Source organism: Confluentibacter sediminis, assembly GCF_003258355.1.
Taxonomy (GTDB): domain Bacteria; phylum Bacteroidota; class Bacteroidia; order Flavobacteriales; family Flavobacteriaceae; genus Confluentibacter; species Confluentibacter sediminis.
Map to the genome: position 1 here is coordinate 197,989 of NZ_QKPO01000003.1, position 16,008 is coordinate 213,996.

Annotated in this window: 15 protein-coding genes; 4 read left to right on the forward strand and 11 right to left on the reverse strand. The window is 33.8% G+C overall.

Annotation, left to right across the window (positions count from 1 at the left end):
- Nucleotides 1-138: 138 nt before the first annotated feature.
- Nucleotides 139-846: a hypothetical protein gene (locus tag DKT72_RS02855; RefSeq protein ID WP_111307214.1), complete on the forward strand. Its 708-nt coding sequence runs from the start codon at nt 139-141 to the stop codon at nt 844-846.
- On the opposite strand, the gene arsC is transcribed toward DKT72_RS02855, so the two are convergent.
- The 4 genes from arsC to sppA are packed head-to-tail and all read right to left on the reverse strand — an operon-like array spanning nt 843 to nt 4,707.
- Nucleotides 843-1,184: an arsenate reductase (glutaredoxin) gene (arsC, locus tag DKT72_RS02860; protein ID WP_111307215.1), complete on the reverse strand. Its 342-nt coding sequence runs from the start codon at nt 1,182-1,184 to the stop codon at nt 843-845. The two genes, DKT72_RS02855 and arsC, sit on opposite strands and share 4 nt — an antisense overlap.
- Entirely contained in the window at nt 1,184-1,801 is a 618-nt protein-coding gene (locus DKT72_RS02865; RefSeq protein WP_111307216.1) for an HAD family hydrolase, read from the reverse strand. The genes arsC and DKT72_RS02865 overlap by 1 nt, the downstream gene beginning before the upstream one ends.
- Nucleotides 1,802-1,806: 5 nt before the next feature.
- Nucleotides 1,807-2,916, reverse strand: coding sequence for a peptide chain release factor 2 (gene prfB / locus DKT72_RS02870; RefSeq protein WP_111307217.1), 1,110 nt, complete (start codon nt 2,914-2,916; stop codon nt 1,807-1,809).
- A gap of 30 nt (nt 2,917-2,946) precedes the next feature.
- The gene (gene sppA, locus DKT72_RS02875) at nt 2,947-4,707 is read right to left on the reverse strand and encodes a signal peptide peptidase SppA (RefSeq protein WP_111307218.1); all 1,761 of its coding nucleotides are present in this window, start codon (nt 4,705-4,707) and stop codon (nt 2,947-2,949) included.
- 168 nt (nt 4,708-4,875) lie between these two features.
- Between sppA and DKT72_RS02880 the strand changes: the two genes are divergently transcribed.
- Nucleotides 4,876-7,041 carry an endonuclease MutS2 gene (locus tag DKT72_RS02880; RefSeq protein WP_111307219.1) on the forward strand — a complete coding sequence of 722 codons (2,166 nt, stop codon included), beginning with the start codon at nt 4,876-4,878 and terminating at the stop codon, nt 7,039-7,041.
- 147 nt (nt 7,042-7,188) lie between these two features.
- Here DKT72_RS02880 and DKT72_RS02885 read toward each other — a convergent pair whose 3' ends face one another.
- The 7 genes from DKT72_RS02885 to dnaK all read right to left on the reverse strand — a co-directional run bounded on the left by DKT72_RS02885 (nt 7,189) and on the right by dnaK (nt 13,418).
- Nucleotides 7,189-7,548 carry a TfoX/Sxy family protein gene (locus DKT72_RS02885; protein WP_111307220.1) on the reverse strand — a complete coding sequence of 120 codons (360 nt, stop codon included), beginning with the start codon at nt 7,546-7,548 and terminating at the stop codon, nt 7,189-7,191.
- Nucleotides 7,549-7,552: 4 nt separating this feature from the next.
- Nucleotides 7,553-8,221, reverse strand: coding sequence for a DUF2461 domain-containing protein (locus DKT72_RS02890; protein WP_111307221.1), 669 nt, complete (start codon nt 8,219-8,221; stop codon nt 7,553-7,555).
- 22 nt (nt 8,222-8,243) lie between these two features.
- A complete protein-coding gene (locus DKT72_RS02895; RefSeq protein ID WP_111307222.1) occupies nt 8,244-8,753 on the reverse strand; it encodes an SRPBCC family protein in 510 nt (169 codons plus the stop codon).
- 38 nt (nt 8,754-8,791) lie between these two features.
- Entirely contained in the window at nt 8,792-9,610 is an 819-nt protein-coding gene (locus DKT72_RS02900; protein WP_220628068.1) for an RNA polymerase sigma factor, read from the reverse strand.
- Nucleotides 9,611-10,062: 452 nt separating this feature from the next.
- Entirely contained in the window at nt 10,063-10,203 is a 141-nt protein-coding gene (locus DKT72_RS18155) for a hypothetical protein (RefSeq protein ID WP_162623225.1), read from the reverse strand.
- Between the two features lie 223 nt (nt 10,204-10,426).
- Nucleotides 10,427-11,374 carry an NAD(P)H-dependent flavin oxidoreductase gene (locus DKT72_RS02905; protein WP_111307224.1) on the reverse strand — a complete coding sequence of 316 codons (948 nt, stop codon included), beginning with the start codon at nt 11,372-11,374 and terminating at the stop codon, nt 10,427-10,429.
- A 139-nt stretch (nt 11,375-11,513) separates the two neighbouring features.
- Nucleotides 11,514-13,418 carry a molecular chaperone DnaK gene (gene dnaK, locus DKT72_RS02910; protein ID WP_111307225.1) on the reverse strand — a complete coding sequence of 635 codons (1,905 nt, stop codon included), beginning with the start codon at nt 13,416-13,418 and terminating at the stop codon, nt 11,514-11,516.
- A 172-nt stretch (nt 13,419-13,590) separates the two neighbouring features.
- On the opposite strand from dnaK, the gene DKT72_RS02915 reads away from it, so the two are divergent.
- Complete coding sequence (locus tag DKT72_RS02915) at nt 13,591-15,012, forward strand: L-serine ammonia-lyase (protein ID WP_111307226.1); 1,422 nt, start codon at nt 13,591-13,593, stop codon at nt 15,010-15,012.
- 67 nt (nt 15,013-15,079) lie between these two features.
- On the forward strand, nt 15,080-15,898 hold the full coding sequence (gene panB / locus DKT72_RS02920; protein WP_111307227.1) for a 3-methyl-2-oxobutanoate hydroxymethyltransferase: 819 nt from the start codon (nt 15,080-15,082) through the stop codon (nt 15,896-15,898).
- Nucleotides 15,899-16,008: the final 110 nt, after the last annotated feature.

Sequence of the window (16,008 nt, forward strand, 5' to 3'; positions counted from 1 at the left end):
ATTAAATGTAAATGTATTTACCGATAATCGAAGTCATACTACCTCTATCGGATTTTAACACTTTTCCTTTAGCAACTCATTAGTATTTAATATTTTGAGACACTGAAACAGTTATTCAACAAAAAACGATTCTTTTTAATGACTGCCAAATCTAAAAAAATATTAAAAATAATAACTGGAGTGATTATCTTTTTCACCTTACCAAGTTTATTGCTTTTTGGATATGTTTTTTTTAAATACAACGAAGAGCTGCCTATTGGAATTTCTGGAGAAAAAGCAGATGCTTTGGCATATAAAATGCTTGATGCTTTAGACTATGATGCTTACAAAAACACCAACTATATTGAGTGGGATTTTAAAAATAGACATCATTATAAATGGAAAAAAAAAGAGAATATCTGTGATGTATATTGGGAGGAATTTAGAGTGACTCTCAATTTAAAGAATCCAGATTTAAGTAGAGCCTATGTCCATAGCTTTAAAATAGAGGGTGATATGGCAAAAGAACTTAAAGAAAAAGCTCTGAAATATTTTTACAACGATTCCTTCTGGTTAACAGCACCTTACACTGTTTTCAATAAGGATGTTGAGCGTAAACTAGTCAATAACAATTCTTTATTAGTCACTTATAATTCCGGTGGAGTGACTCCTGGAGATTCTTATTTATGGGAATTTGATAAAGATGGAAAACCAAAAAGTTTTAAAATTTGGGCATCCATACTACCTATAGATGGATTGGAAGCTACTTGGACAGATTGGAAAACTGCGGAAACAGGTGCCATACTCCCAACCTTCCATAAATTATTGTTTTTGGGGTTAGACATAGAATTGATTGAAACCTACTAGATAATATCTAAAATCGCTTCTGTTGGTCTGCCAATCACAGCTTTGTTCCCATTAACAACTATGGGGCGTTCAATTAATTTGGGGTTGTCTACCATAGCTTTTATTATATCTGTATCGGTTAGGCTTTTGTCTTTATAGTTTTCTTTCCAAATAGGTTCGTTTTTCCTAACTAAATCTATTGGTTTAATACCTAACAGTTTAATGATATCCTTTAATTCTTTTTCCGAAGGTACATCTTCAAGATATTTAATAATCTCAAAAGGTTTTCCTGATTTTTCTAGAACTTCCAATCCGCTGCGAGATTTGCTGCAACGGTTATTGTGATATATTTTAATCATTATATATGAATATTATAAGCTTTTAATTGTTCTAAAAGCAATTCTGGATTTTTAAAATGAATACCATTAATACCTAGATTATTGGCTGCTTCAATATTGCGTAAATTGTCATCAATAAAAACAGCATTTTCTGCTTTAATATGGAAACGTTTAAGCGTTAAATGATAAATCTCGTCAAAAGGTTTTCTGGTTTTTTCTTCGCCAGACACTAAAACACCTTCAAACCAATGTAAAAATTCAAATCTTTCTAAAGCTATAGGGAATGTTTCATGGCTCCAATTGGTCAACGCCACCATTTTATATTTTTTTGATGCAATGAGTTTCTCAAGAATATCAACCGTGCCATGGATAGCACCACCGAGCATCTCTTCCCATCTGCCATAAAAAGCTCGTATTTCTGTTTCATAATCAGGGAAACGATTCACTAAATCTTGTGTCGCTTGAATTATGGGATAGCCAGCATCTTGATTTTCATTCCAATCATGAGTACAGATCGTATCAAAAAACCATTGCATTTTCTGTCTATCTCCATTAAAAACATCCAGAAAAACATACTCCGGATTCCAATCTATCAACACGCCCCCCAAGTCGAAAATAATAGTATCAATATGTTTCATATATTTTATAATGTATCTGGTGTTTCTTCTTTTTGCCCCATCATCATTAAATAGGCTTTTAAAAACGGGGTGATTTCACCATTAAGAACGGGGTCTACATTACCAGTTTCATGTCCTGTTCTTACATCTTTTATCAATTTATAAGGATGTAATACATAGTTTCTAATCTGGCTGCCCCACTCTATTTTCATTTTGCCTGCTTCAATATCTTCTCGTTGAGACAATTGTTTTTGAAGTTCTATTTCATACAACTGTGATTTCAACATCTGAAGGGCTCTAGCTCTATTGTCGTGTTGTGAACGCGTTTCTGAACAAGAAATTTGAATGCCCGTAGGTTTGTGGGTCAACTGTACTTTGGTTTCTACTTTATTAACATTTTGTCCTCCCGCACCACTAGAACGTGCTGTGGTAATTTCAATATCTGCAGGATTGATTTCTATTTCTATAGTGTCATCGACCAATGGATACACATAAACAGAAGCAAAACTGGTATGGCGTTTGGCATTACTATCAAACGGGGATATGCGTACCAATCTATGCACTCCATTTTCACCTTTTAACCAACCAAAGGCAAAATCACCTTCAATTTCTAAAGTCACCGTTTTAATACCCGCAACATCGCCTTCTTGAAAGTTAAGTTCTTTAACCTTATATCCACTTTTTTCAGCATACATTAAGTACATACGCATTAACATACTTGCCCAGTCACAACTTTCAGTCCCTCCTGCTCCTGCTGTAATTTGTAAAACAGCACTTAAGCTGTCTCCTTCATCAGAAAGCATGTTTCTAAACTCGACTTCTTCCAAAAGTAACACTACTTTATTTTGTAATTCGTCTATCTCTTTTTCGGTAGCCTCCCCTTCTTTATAATATTCCAAAAGAATGTCCAACTCTTCAATTTGGGTCGTAATTGTATGATAATCTTGCACCCATTTTTTCAATGAACGCAAATTCCGCATAACAATTTCTGCTTCTTTTGGATCGTTCCAAAAACTTGGATTGGCAACTTTCTCTTCTTCGTTTTGAATAAGAATTTGCTTTTTGTCAATCTCTAAATATGTTTTTAGCTTTTTACTTCTTTTAGTAAGGTCTGCAAGTTGCTCGTTTGTAATCATAATGGCAAAAATACATTAAAAGAAATTATTTTACTTTATATCTGTGCTATAAGGGAACAATAATTGTACACCTTTTTTTTCTGTCATTGATTTTATTTTTTTGAGCATCTTATAATTTTCTTCACCCAATTCTTCTTTTAAAATAGCTTCTTTAGTTTTTACTAAACCAAAACCTCTCAATATTTTATCCAAATCTTTTTGAAAAACCGGAAGTTCCTTTATTTTGTAATCTTTAATATTAGCTGCTTCAGCAGCTGTTTTTAATGCCAAATCTAAACCACCTATTTCATCAACCAGACCAATGTTTATAGCATCTGCTCCAGTCCAAACTCGCCCTTCTGCGATTATTTTAACGTCGTCTTGCGTCATCTTTCTACCATCAGCGACTCGTTTTGTAAACAATTCGTAAATATCTATAACACCTTCTTTGATAAAATCATGTTGTTGTTCACTTAATGGCTCAAAAAAACTATAATCCACGGCATTTTTATTAGTGACCACTTGTTCTGCATTTATACCGATATTGTCCGCTAACTCCTTTCCATTAGGCAGCATCCCAAACACACCAATGCTTCCTGTAATGGTTGTGGGTTCTGCAATAATTTTATCAGCGTTACAAGCGATATAATACCCCCCTGACGCTGCTAAATCTCCCATAGATACTATCACTGGCTTTATTTGTTTTGTCAATTCTATCTCTCTCCAAATAAGCTCGCTGGCCAGTGCATCACCTCCAGGTGAATTAATTCTCAATACAATCGCTTTTATTTTTTCATCATCTCTAGCTTCTTTAAAAGCCGTTCTCATCGTGCCTTGTCCAACATTATTTTCGTCACCTTCACCATAAATGATATCCCCTTCGGCATAAATAACGGCTATTTGATTACTACTATTTGATTTTAGTTTATCAGCCGTATGAATGGCATAGTCTTCAATAGTGATGCGTTCAATATCATCCTCGTTTTCAAGATGTAATGCATGTTTAAGTCCTGAAATATATTGGTCATGATAAGCGATTTTGTCAATTAGATTAGATTTTTTTGCCAATATGGCATTTCTGGCTAATAAATTATCAGCTATACTATCCAGATTTTCCATAGAGACCTGTCTACTTTCCGAAATATCTTGTTTTACTTGTTTCCATATAGAATTTAAGTAAACACTTATTTGTTCTCTGTTTTCGGCACTCATTTCATTAGCCAAAAAAGGTTCTACGGCACTTTTATATTTTCCGTAGCGAATCACTTCCATTTTTAAGCCTGTTTTTTCTTGTATATCTTTTAAATATAATTGTTCTGAGTATAAACCTTTAAACTCTAAACTGCCAGCAGGATTTAGGTAAATAGTATCGGCTACAGAACTCAAATAGTAATCTTTTTGGGTATAGATATCTGAATACGCAGTAATAAACTTTCCTGATTTTTTAAATTTCAATAAGGCGTCACGTATTTCTTTAGTTTGTGTAATCCCAGCTACAATAAAGTTATTTTCAATAGTAATCCCTTTAATATGATCATCGGTGGCAGCATATTCAATGGCATCAATAATATTGAAAAGTCCATTTTTTCTATCTTCATTTAAAAAGGTATATTCTTTAAACTCCGTTTTTCCTGCATAGTCTTTTATAGGAAAATCTAAGGTTAATTCTAGTACAGAATTAGATTTGACTGTCACAAATTCTTCTGAAGATGAACCAAATAGCAATCCAACAACAATAAGTAATCCGAAACAAATAAATAGAAACACAAAAAGCCCCACTACGGTGGATAATACACGTTTTAAAAAGTTCATTATTTATATATTTTTAATGTTTGTAGAATAATAGAAATTAATGTTACAAATAACCTAAAAGTTTTAGTTTTTACAAGTTTTTATATCAAATAAAGTATGATTTAATATAAACCTGATATCCCTAAAGAATTTTTAACTTTGCGCTTTTAGTAGATTTTACAAAACCCAATGATACACATTCACGAAAAGACATTAAAAGATATTGAATTCTCAACTGTTTTAAAGCAAGTTAGTGAACTTTGTATTACGCCTTTAGGTAATGAAAGTACCTTGCAAATAGCGCCTTTTAAAACAAAAGAGGATTTGCTTTACGCCCTTAAATTAACCAATGAATATGTATCCTCTTTTTATAACGATAACCGCATTCCTAACCATGGTTTTGATGCTATTACCAAAGAATTAAAGCTTTTAAAAATTGAAAATACATATTTAGAAGTTCACAGCTTAAAAAAAATAGCTTCTATGTCTCTTACTGTTAACGAGATAGTGACATGTATTAATAAGTTTAAAGACTATTACCCAACATTTGCTGACTTTGTTGCTCATATAGAAGTTACAAAATCCATTATTGAAAAAATAGATGCCATAGTCGATCGTTTTGGAGACATCAAAGATAATGCATCCAATTTACTTTGTGAATTACGCCAATCCATTAACCATGTAAAAGGAAAAATAAATCAGAGTTTTGCATCAGCTCTTAATACGTATCACGGTCTTGATTATTTGGACGATATTAGAGAATCTGTAGTTGATAATAAACGTGTATTAGCTGTAAAAGCCATGCATCGCCGTAAAGTAAAAGGCACTATTATGGGTAGCAGTAAAACAGGAAGTATTGTATATATTGAACCCGAAACGACTTTACAACATTCTAGAGAACTTAATAATTTAGAGTACGAAGAACAGGAAGAAATCATTCGGATTTTAAAAGAAGTCACTAATTATTTACGTCCGTTTTTGCCTTTATTAGAAAGTTATCAAACTTTTTTAATAGATGTAGACGTGATTGCAGCAAAAGCAAAATATGCACGTTCCATAAATGGTATTCTTCCAGAAATAACAGATGATAGACGCCTTTTTTTGCGTGATGCGTATCATCCCCTACTTTATTTAAATCATTTAGAAAAGAAAAAAACGACCTATCCACAAACTATAGAATTAAATAGTGACGGCAGAATTATAGTTATTTCGGGACCCAATGCCGGTGGTAAAAGTATCACTTTAAAAACCGTTGGTTTATTACAAGTTATGTTACAAAGTGGTATGTTAATCCCTGTACACGAACGCAGTAAAGTATGTTTATTTGATAGAATTCTAAGTGATATTGGAGATAATCAATCTATTGAAAATCATTTAAGTACATACAGCTACCGGTTAAAACAAATGAATTATTTTTTAAAGAAATGTAATAAGAATACCCTTTTTTTAATAGATGAATTTGGAACAGGAAGCGATCCCGAACTTGGTGGCGCATTAGCGGAAACATTTTTAGAAGAATTTTATCATCGGGAAGCCTTTGGAATTATTACAACACACTATTCCAATTTAAAGATGTTGGCCAATGAATTGCCCTTTATGCTAAATGCCAATATGTTATTTGATGAACGTTCTTTAGAACCTATGTTTAAACTTGTAATTGGACAAGCAGGAAGTTCTTTTACTTTTGAAGTTGCTCAAAAAAATGGCATTCCCTTTAGTTTGATTAACAGAGCTAAAAAGAAAATTGAACGCAGTAAAGTGAGGTTTGACGAAACCATTGCAAAACTCCAAAAAGAACGTAGTAAACTAGAAAAAACGGGGGAATCTTTAAAATTAAATGAACGAAAAAAAATTGAAGAAGCCGATAAATTAGAAGAAATCAATACTAAAATTCAAAAGAAATTAGAAAGCTATCAAGAATTGTATGATAGTAATCAGCGATTAATTTATTTAGGACAAAAACTGGATGGATTAGCGGATAAGTACTTCAACGATAAACAAAAAAAGGTTCTGATGGATGAACTTTTTAAATTGGTTCAAATAGAAAATTCCAAACGTAAAAAAGTCACCATTAAAGAGAAAAAAGTAATCAAAGCCAAAGAAGCGGCTGTTAAACAAGAAGCTGAAAAAGTAGTTGAAGTTATTAGAGAAAAAAAGAAAGAAGCTAAGAAAAAAGCTATCGAAACTCCCAAACCTAAAGCTGTTTTAAAAGTTGGAGACCGTGTACGCATGGAAGATGGGCGTGCTATTGGAAGCATTGATAAAATTGAAAAAAACAAAGCCGTTGTTAATTATGGGATGTTTACGACTAATGTAAGTTTGGAGCAATTGGAATTGGTAGAAGCTAAAAAATAGTCATGAAATTTAAAGTTTTAATCGTTTTTCATAATATTAGTTGTGCGTTTAAACGCCTAGTTTAGCAAATACAAACCAAACAGAAAATGAGCATTTTCATAAGTAAACTTGCACTAGTAATTAATTTTTATAATGTGCTAACCGTAATTATTTTTTCTTACTTGATTTAGCAAATGGATTATAATCCAAACACAGTTGAATCCAATATGCTAAATCTTCTTGCCTGTCAATTGCTTCTGCAGAAACAAAAACAAAACCTTTCATTGGTCGACCGGTGAGGTTAAATTCAGAACTCCCATCCTTTTGCAAGGCTTGTTGGTAATGATCTTCTCCAATTCTTGCCATTATTCTTGAATTTCCTGTGTTTTTATCAATGTCAACGCCAATGCACATTTTGCCATTGACCATAAAACACAAACCTCCCATCATTTTCTTTTCTTCAAAAGAGGTGTTACTTTCATTAAAGGCTTGTCTTACCCGGTCTGCTAAAAATTCATCATGCGCCATTTCCCTATGATTTTATTGCTTTTGTTAAATAATCATTGAATGGTCTTGCCGTATGCCAATACAACATTATTTCATTGATTAGATGGTCGCTCGTCAATAGTTCTGGTTCCCGCATGGCTACAACGTAGAATTGCTTTTTTGCGATCAAAGGTTCTTTTTCATAAGTTGCCTGAAATTCTTTTGGAATACGTTTCAGTTCTTCGCCTTGAATGGAGCCGAATTTGTCAATCAATTTTTTATCAGTATACAACTTTTTGAATATCGCAATGTCTGCTTGAATGGTGTTTCTAATTCCTAAAAGTTGTGTTGCCGAAACACCGTAACAACCTGCCATAATGCCAATTTCTTCTGGGCTAAATCTTAAGAACAAACCAGGAATACTTTTGTCATTTTTCCCACCTGCTGAAATAAATGCAGTATAATATAAATTATAGGGTGTTTTGTCTTTTGAAAAACGAATATCCTTGTTAATCCTTAAAATGCAGTCTTTGGATTCAATAGCCAATGTTGGATCGAATTTTTGAATTTCTGTGATCAAGTCTGTTAAAAAAAGTGTGAACGGTTTTTTTACACTCAATTCATATCTTTTTTTGTTTTCGTGAAACCAATCTTTGTGGTTGTTTTTTGCTAAATCCATGAAGAATTCTACAAAATCTGGAGTAAAATATTTCATTGTATTTTTTTTAGGATAGTAATCATTGATTTGCTGGGTTTAACGGATTCAACTTTCCTGTTTCAATAAAACTTTTTAATCCTTTAATCATGATATCAACTTCTTTTCTCATTTTCTTTTTGATAATTGGATTCATCAGTTTCAGTAATACGTTTTTTGGTGTGAAATGAGATTGCATTACAAATTCTGTTTCATTTTCAGAAATTTCCCTAAACTCCGCTGCAAATGACATATTTAGCAACATTTTGGTCATTCCAAAAGTGTCTTTTTCTACGAAAAACTCGGCTCTGTCTTTTCCATACATGGCAACACATCTTGTTTCAATGGTTCCTTTTTTGCCATTTACAATGCATTCGTTTTTTCTTAATTGACCTGGTGAAGCCATTACTTCATCATAATGGGATATTTGAACATCTTGTGTCCATTTGGGTAAAAGAGATTGGTCATTAAATATTCTCCAGACCTTGTCTTTTGAAGCCTTGACGGTGATTTTCTGGTTTAATTGTAGAGGTGCTTTTAGTTTTGTCTGCATACTTTTTTAGAGTTTTTTAGTATTTAGACAAACTAGATTTACTTTTCGGACGGTTTTTTTAAAACTTTTTTTAATTTTCCTTCGATTACCCATTTTTCAGAGTGTTCTAAAAAGTATGTCGTTACTAAAGTGTTTTTTGAATTTAAAGGATTTATTCCCTTCACTAATTCCAATCGTAAATCCAGCAAATATTCCTTGTCTACTGAATTGCCCTCTTGTACCATTTTCACTTCTTGGGCTTTGATATACGCATTTTGTTTTGAGTTCAATATTCCTGTTAGCTCTGTACATTGATGGCAAACTCCATTTTTATTGACAAAAGCACACCGACCATCAAAAATGCGAATCATGTTTTTACGTGCATCCGCTAAAGCATGTTTTACAACTCCCTCAGTCAAGTTGGTAATTTGTATGATCTCATCCACCTTAAAATGGTAAACCTCTTTTAGCAATAAACACACCTGTTGCTTTAATGGCAAGGTTTTATTAATGCAGTTGAAACAGTAACTAATATGTTCTTTTATGTCATACTCTTGATCAGGGGTGCTTTTAAAAACATGCTGAAACCTTTCCCAGTATTCGGGGGATTTTGAATGCAGGTTGGCTCCATAGTCTTGCGCGTTTTCCTGCCATCTTTTTTGTTTTTCCAAATGGTTTTTAGCCGTATTCATAGCAATAGTAAATACCCACGTTTTAAAAGATGATTGTTTTCTAAAGGTATTTAGCTTTTCAAATGCTTTGAGATAGGTTTCTTGAACAATGTCTTCTGTGTCTTGTCTGTTTGTAACAAGCCTGAAGATAAAAGAGGATAATTTATCTTTAAAGGATATAAATTCTATTTCGTATTGTTCTTTCAAAATTTAGTTTTAATTATCGCCAATTATTATGATATGAAATCGTTGCAATGATTCATATGTAGTGATAAGCGAAGTTAATTTTTTAAATCCTGCAAGTCAACATGTAGTATAAACAACTTAAGAAAGTTATAAACAATCCTGCTAAATTATCTAAAATTATAGGTGATTAAAATAAGTGAAGAAATAGATATAACCAATTATATTAATTTTTTAATGTAATGGTTACACCAACCGCAAAAGCTTCAACATATAGTTGAACAGAAGGCTGAAAGTAATACACAATTCCTAAATCTACATTATTATTTCTCCCCAGCTCCAAACCAAATGAGAAAGGAATATGATAAATGATACCACTTTTATCAAAATTGCTGAAATATGTCGAAGTTCAAATCTCCCAATGGAAGTTCCTATTCCTATTTCTGCATAAGGTGCTACCCAAGGAATTGGAGCCCTTAACGTACTTTACCTCCCAATAAAAAAGCCTTCGATTCAGCCATTTCATCTGTTGGGTTGTCGTGAAAATCTTTTCTATTTGAACTTGTTAATATAAAACCGGCATATGGACGAATTTCAAACCACCCTGCTACTTTCATAACTAAATCCACTTGCACAAAAAAACCATCATCAACAATTTCAGCTACGCTGTAATAGGGTACGTCTAAGCCCGTAACCTATTTGAACGTTTATTGATTTTTCCTTGATAAACTGTGCTTCAGCAAAATTTGAAATAAGAACAACTAAAATTATCAGATTTTTTTTCATAAAGATTACAACTTAAAGCTGTAAATCCATTCAAATTAAAAATACAATAAATGCCTACACAATTAATTTTTTCACTATATCACTCACAGACAAAACGGTTTTTGTCTGCTCAATACTTGGTCCTGCCACCCAAACCGTTTTATAAGTGACTTCATTGGCTGCTTTTTGAGTGTCTCTCATGCCTTTAGCAAACCGAATCATTTTAACCCATTTTTTCAATTTTTTATGTCGGTTCAAAACAGATTCTAACCAAGTGGCTTTTGTTCCCACTTTTTGAACATACGGTGTATTGATAACCGTGCAAGGTGTTCCAGAAATACGTTCGGTCATGACGATATCTTTAGCACCATAATCTACACAAGCTTGTTTGTATTCATTAGTTACGCTGGATTCAACAGAAGCAATAAATGGACTCCCAACCGAAACGCCTGCTGCCCCATAACCAAGCATCTTATCTAGGTCTGCTTTACTTCCAACCCCACCTGCTGATATAATGGGAATGTTACAATGTGCCACCAAATCAGTGATTAAATCTTTGGGGCTTATATTACCTCTGTGCCCACCCGCTTCATTATTAACCGCGATGATGGCATCGGCTCCTAAACCTTCTACTTTTTGTGCGAACTTTAAATCCACCACATCACAGAATACTTTTATATGATGTTTATATGCTTCATTTATAGCATCTTCAGGGCTTCCAAGTGATGTAATGATGAAATCACAGCCTTCTTCGCAAATGACTCGTAATTGCTCTTTAAATTTTAAATTGGATTTATTTACAATCAAGTTAAAACCAAATGCCCCACCTGCTACTTTAGCCATTTTGAGTTCTCTTAATGCACTTCTTAATTCTTCCAACGTTCTGTAATTTAATGCAGGAATACAGCCGGCAATGCCACTTTTCATGGCTTCTTTAACCATAGCCGTATTGGAAACTAAAAACATGGGAGCCATGATTATAGGATGTTCAATTTGTAATAATTGTGAAAGTTTAGATGACATGGAACTTCTATTTACACAAATATACTAAAATAGCAAGCATGCATGATAGATTGTTTTATTCTTAAATTTGACTCCATAAAAAAAGCAACCATTTCTGGTTGCTTTTTTTATGGAGTCTTGCCTTCACAGGAAAGATAATTTATTTTACTTCTTCGAAGTCAACGTCTTCAACATCGCTACCTTCTGCTTGTCCGTTTTGGCTAGCATCTGGTCCTGGAGCTGCACCACCTTGTTGTGCATCAGCTTGTGCTTTGTACATTTCTTCAGAAGCCACTTTCCAAGCTTCGTTTATTTTATCTAAAGCAGGCTCTATAACAGCGATATCTTTAGTTTCGTAAGCTTTTTTAAGTTCTTCTAATGCTTCTTCGATTGGTTTTTTCTTATCATCTGATAATTTATCACCAAATTCTTTTAACTGACTTTCGGTTTGGAAAATCATAGCATCAGCAGCATTTAATTTTTCTGCTTTTTCTTTCGCTTGTTTATCCGCTTCTGCATTGGCTTCTGCATCTGCTTTCATTTTTTTGATTTCTTCCTCTGTCAATCCAGAAGATGCTTCAATACGGATATTTTGCGTTTTATTAGTTGCTTTATCTGTTGCTGTTACGTGAATAATTCCGTTAGCGTCAATATCAAACGTTACTTCAATTTGAGGCGTTCCTCTTCTTGCTGGTGGAATACCATCTAAGTGAAAACGTCCGATTGTTTTGTTATCAGCTGCCATAGCACGTTCCCCTTGCAATACATGTATTTCTACAGAAGGTTGATTATCAGCTGCTGTTGAGAATACTTGCGATTTTTTAGTAGGAATGGTCGTATTCGCTTCAATAAGTTTTGTCATAACGTTCCCCATGGTTTCAATACCCAATGATAATGGCGTCACGTCCAGAAGCAATACATCTTTAACATCTCCTGTTAACACACCCCCTTGAATACCAGCACCTAAAGATACTACTTCGTCTGGATTCACTCCTTTGCTTGGAGCTTTTCCAAAGAATTTCTCTACAGCAGCTTGTACTGCAGGAATACGCGTAGAACCTCCTACTAATATAATTTCATCGATATCACTTTTTGATAAACCTGCTGCTTTTAAAGCGGATTCACAAGGCGCAATCGTGCGTTTTACTAAATCATCAATTAATTGTTCGAATTTAGAACGTGTTAAAGTACGTACTAAGTGTTTTGGTCCACTAGCAGTAGCCGTGATATATGGTAAATTAATTTCTGTTTGAGCCGAAGATGATAATTCAATCTTAGCTTTTTCAGCAGCTTCTTTTAAACGTTGCAAAGACATAGGATCTTTACGTAAATCTATACCTTCTTCAGCATTAAACTCATCTGCTAGCCAACCAATGATTTTCTCATCCACATCATCACCACCTAAATGGGTATCACCGTCGGTAGAAAGCACTTCAAACACACCGTCTCCTAACTCAAGGATAGAGACGTCATGTGTTCCTCCACCGAAGTCAAATACAACAATTTTTTGATCTTTACCTTTTTTATCTAATCCATAAGCTAATGCCGCAGCTGTAGGTTCATTGATAATTCTACGAACTTTTAGACCAGCAATTTCACCAGCTTCTTTAGTTGCTTGACGTTGTGAGTCATTAAAATAAGCAGGTACTGTGATAACAGCTTCTGTTACTGTAGTTCCTAAATAATCTTCAGCTGTTTTCTTCATTTTTTGAAGAATCATAGCTGATAATTCTTGTGGCGTATATAAACGTCCATCAATATCAACTCTTGGCGTGTCGTTATCTCCTTTTACAACTTTATATGGTACGCGTTCTGCCTCGTTTTTAGATTCAGAATATTTATTTCCCATAAAACGTTTAATTGAATAAACTGTTTTTGTAGGGTTTGTTACTGCTTGACGTTTTGCTGGATCACCAACTTTAATTTCGCCTCCTTCTACAAAAGCAATCACCGATGGCGTAGTACGCTTACCTTCTGCGTTTGGGATTACAACAGGCTCATTACCTTCCATTACAGAAACGCAAGAGTTGGTTGTTCCTAAATCGATTCCAATAATTTTACTCATAATAGTATATTTTATTAATTGTGTTTAATATTCGTTTTTAAATTCAAGTTCAATATGTCAATGATTATGCCATGACAAAAAATATGACATCATGTCATTATTTTTAATTTTACCTACTAGTTAACCGACCTAATATTTAAAACATCTTATATTTGACTCAAATCAGTTAACCATGGAATGTATTTCGGTATTTGATATGCTTAAGATAGGTGTTGGACCTTCCAGCTCCCATACATTAGGCCCTTGGCGTGCCGCCGAACGCTGGATTAAAGAATTGAAAGAATCCAATAATTTTAATAAGATTGAAAAAATACAAGTCGATTTATATGGCTCTTTATCTTTAACAGGCAAAGGACATGCTACAGACTTAGCTATTATGCTAGGACTGAGCGGTGAAAATCCAGAATTAATTCCTATAGCATCGATTAATTCAATTATTAGTACTATCAAAGAGAGACACATAATTGTTTTTAATAATGAATTTAGCATCCTTTTTAATCCAGAAACCCAAATTGTTTTCAATAAAAAATTTCTACCATTTCATGCCAATGGTTTAATTTTCACAGCAATGATTAATGATAGAAAGCAAAAATCCACCTTCTACTCCATTGGTGGTGGTTTTGTAGTTAAAGAAGAACGTAAAAATGCTAAAAAGAATAAAGAAATATTTAAAACATTTCCTTACCCTATTCAGTTAGGGACAGAATTACTCTCCTATTGTAAAAATCTTAATATGTCAATTTCTGAAGTTGTTTTAGAAAATGAAAAATCATTAAGAACTAATGAAACTATAGATTTTGAGCTAAAACGGATTTGGAATACCATGCTAGAATGCATGTATATTGGTTGCCATACGGAAGGCAATTTATCTGGCGGATTGAACGTAAGACGCCGCGCAAACGATATCCATAAAAATTTAATAAGCGATGCAACCTATAATAATCCCCAAGAATGGCTAGAAACTATTCGTAAATCTGAAGTTAAATTTAGACAGATATTAAAATGGGTAAGCTGTTTTGCGTTAAGTGTTAATGAAGTTAATGCCTCTTTGGGTCGAGTTGTTACTGCACCAACAAATGGAAGTGCTGGTGTCATACCAGCAGTACTCATGTATTATATGGTTATTGAAAACCACGATGCAAATTTTGAGCATATTAAAAAATTTTTATTGGTTGCAGGAGAGATTGGAAGTATTTTCAAAAAAGGTGCTACCATCTCAGCGGCTATGGGTGGTTGTCAAGCAGAAATAGGTGTATCGTCTGCCATGGCTGCTGGTGCGTTAACAGAATTATTAGGAGGCACACCGGAACAAGTATTAATGGCTGCCGAAATTGCTATGGAACATCATCTTGGTTTAACCTGCGACCCTATTGGTGGTTTGGTACAAGTCCCCTGTATCGAGCGTAATTCCATGGGAGCCATTAAAGCTATTAATGCCGCAGAATTGGCTTTGGAAACCAATCCAAAAAATGTAAAAGTACCATTGGATAAAGTTGTAAATACCATGTGGGAAACTGCAAAAGATATGAACTCTAAATACAAAGAAACCTCTAAAGGCGGGTTGGCAATCGGAGTAAACATGTCAGATTGTTAGCTTATATTTTTATTCCTTCAAATTTGTTTTATTACTTTTGCTCTCTGTCAAAATAAACTAAATAATTATGTCTACTGCTAAAAAAGAATATAAACGCATTACTGTTAAAACCTTAGTTGATATGAAAGCCAATGGTGAAAAAATATCGATGCTAACGGCTTATGATTATACCATGGCGAAAATTGTGGATGGCGCCGGTGTCGATGTTATTCTTGTTGGTGATTCTGCCAGCAATGTCATGGCTGGACATGAAACAACATTGCCTATTACCTTGGATCAAATGATTTACCATGCATCTTCTGTAATTCGTGCTATAGATAGGGCGTTGGTAGTGGTTGATTTACCTTTTGGCAGTTATCAAAGTGATCCAAAAGAAGCGTTGCGTTCTGCAATTAGAATTATGAAGGAAAGTGGTGGACATGCCGTAAAAATGGAAGGTGGCAAAGAGATTAAAGAATCTATAAAACGTATTCTACATGCTGGTATTCCTGTGATGGGACATCTAGGATTAACACCGCAATCTATTTATAAATTTGGAACTTACACCGTTAGAGCAAGAGAAGAACAAGAAGCTGCAGATTTGATTGAAGATGCAAAAATGTTGGAACGTATTGGTTGTTTTGGAATTGTACTTGAAAAAATACCTGCTAAATTGGCTGAAGAAGTTGCTAAAAGCGTCAGTATCCCTATTATTGGCATTGGTGCTGGACATGGTGTTGATGGACAGGTTTTAGTGCTTCATGATATGTTGGGCATGACGCATGAATTCCATCCTCGATTTTTACGAAGATATATGAATTTATATGATGATATGACTACCGCCATCACACAATATGTTGATGATGTGAAATCGGTCGACTTTCCTAATGAAAATGAGCAATATTAGTTCAAGCTTCTTAGAGGGGTTAGAATTATTAGATTTTTAAATGCGTAGATTTAAAGAGTTGAAGATGGGTATTCACGAAAATCAAATAAAGATTTTTCAAGGTTTTTAGA

Coding starts and splice junctions, on each gene's coding strand:
- DKT72_RS02855 (WP_111307214.1), top strand. CDS start 139: ATGACTGCCAAATCTAAAAAAATATTAAAAATAATAACTGGAGTGATT.
- arsC (WP_111307215.1), bottom strand. CDS start 1,184: ATGATTAAAATATATCACAATAACCGTTGCAGCAAATCTCGCAGCGGA.
- DKT72_RS02865 (WP_111307216.1), bottom strand. CDS start 1,801: ATGAAACATATTGATACTATTATTTTCGACTTGGGGGGCGTGTTGATA.
- prfB (WP_111307217.1), bottom strand. CDS start 2,916: ATGATTACAAACGAGCAACTTGCAGACCTTACTAAAAGAAGTAAAAAG.
- sppA (WP_111307218.1), bottom strand. CDS start 4,707: ATGAACTTTTTAAAACGTGTATTATCCACCGTAGTGGGGCTTTTTGTG.
- DKT72_RS02880 (WP_111307219.1), top strand. CDS start 4,876: ATGATACACATTCACGAAAAGACATTAAAAGATATTGAATTCTCAACT.
- DKT72_RS02885 (WP_111307220.1), bottom strand. CDS start 7,548: ATGGCGCATGATGAATTTTTAGCAGACCGGGTAAGACAAGCCTTTAAT.
- DKT72_RS02890 (WP_111307221.1), bottom strand. CDS start 8,221: ATGAAATATTTTACTCCAGATTTTGTAGAATTCTTCATGGATTTAGCA.
- DKT72_RS02895 (WP_111307222.1), bottom strand. CDS start 8,753: ATGCAGACAAAACTAAAAGCACCTCTACAATTAAACCAGAAAATCACC.
- DKT72_RS18155 (WP_162623225.1), bottom strand. CDS start 10,203: ATGAAAGTAGCAGGGTGGTTTGAAATTCGTCCATATGCCGGTTTTATA.
- DKT72_RS02905 (WP_111307224.1), bottom strand. CDS start 11,374: ATGTCATCTAAACTTTCACAATTATTACAAATTGAACATCCTATAATC.
- dnaK (WP_111307225.1), bottom strand. CDS start 13,418: ATGAGTAAAATTATTGGAATCGATTTAGGAACAACCAACTCTTGCGTT.
- DKT72_RS02915 (WP_111307226.1), top strand. CDS start 13,591: ATGGAATGTATTTCGGTATTTGATATGCTTAAGATAGGTGTTGGACCT.
- panB (WP_111307227.1), top strand. CDS start 15,080: ATGTCTACTGCTAAAAAAGAATATAAACGCATTACTGTTAAAACCTTA.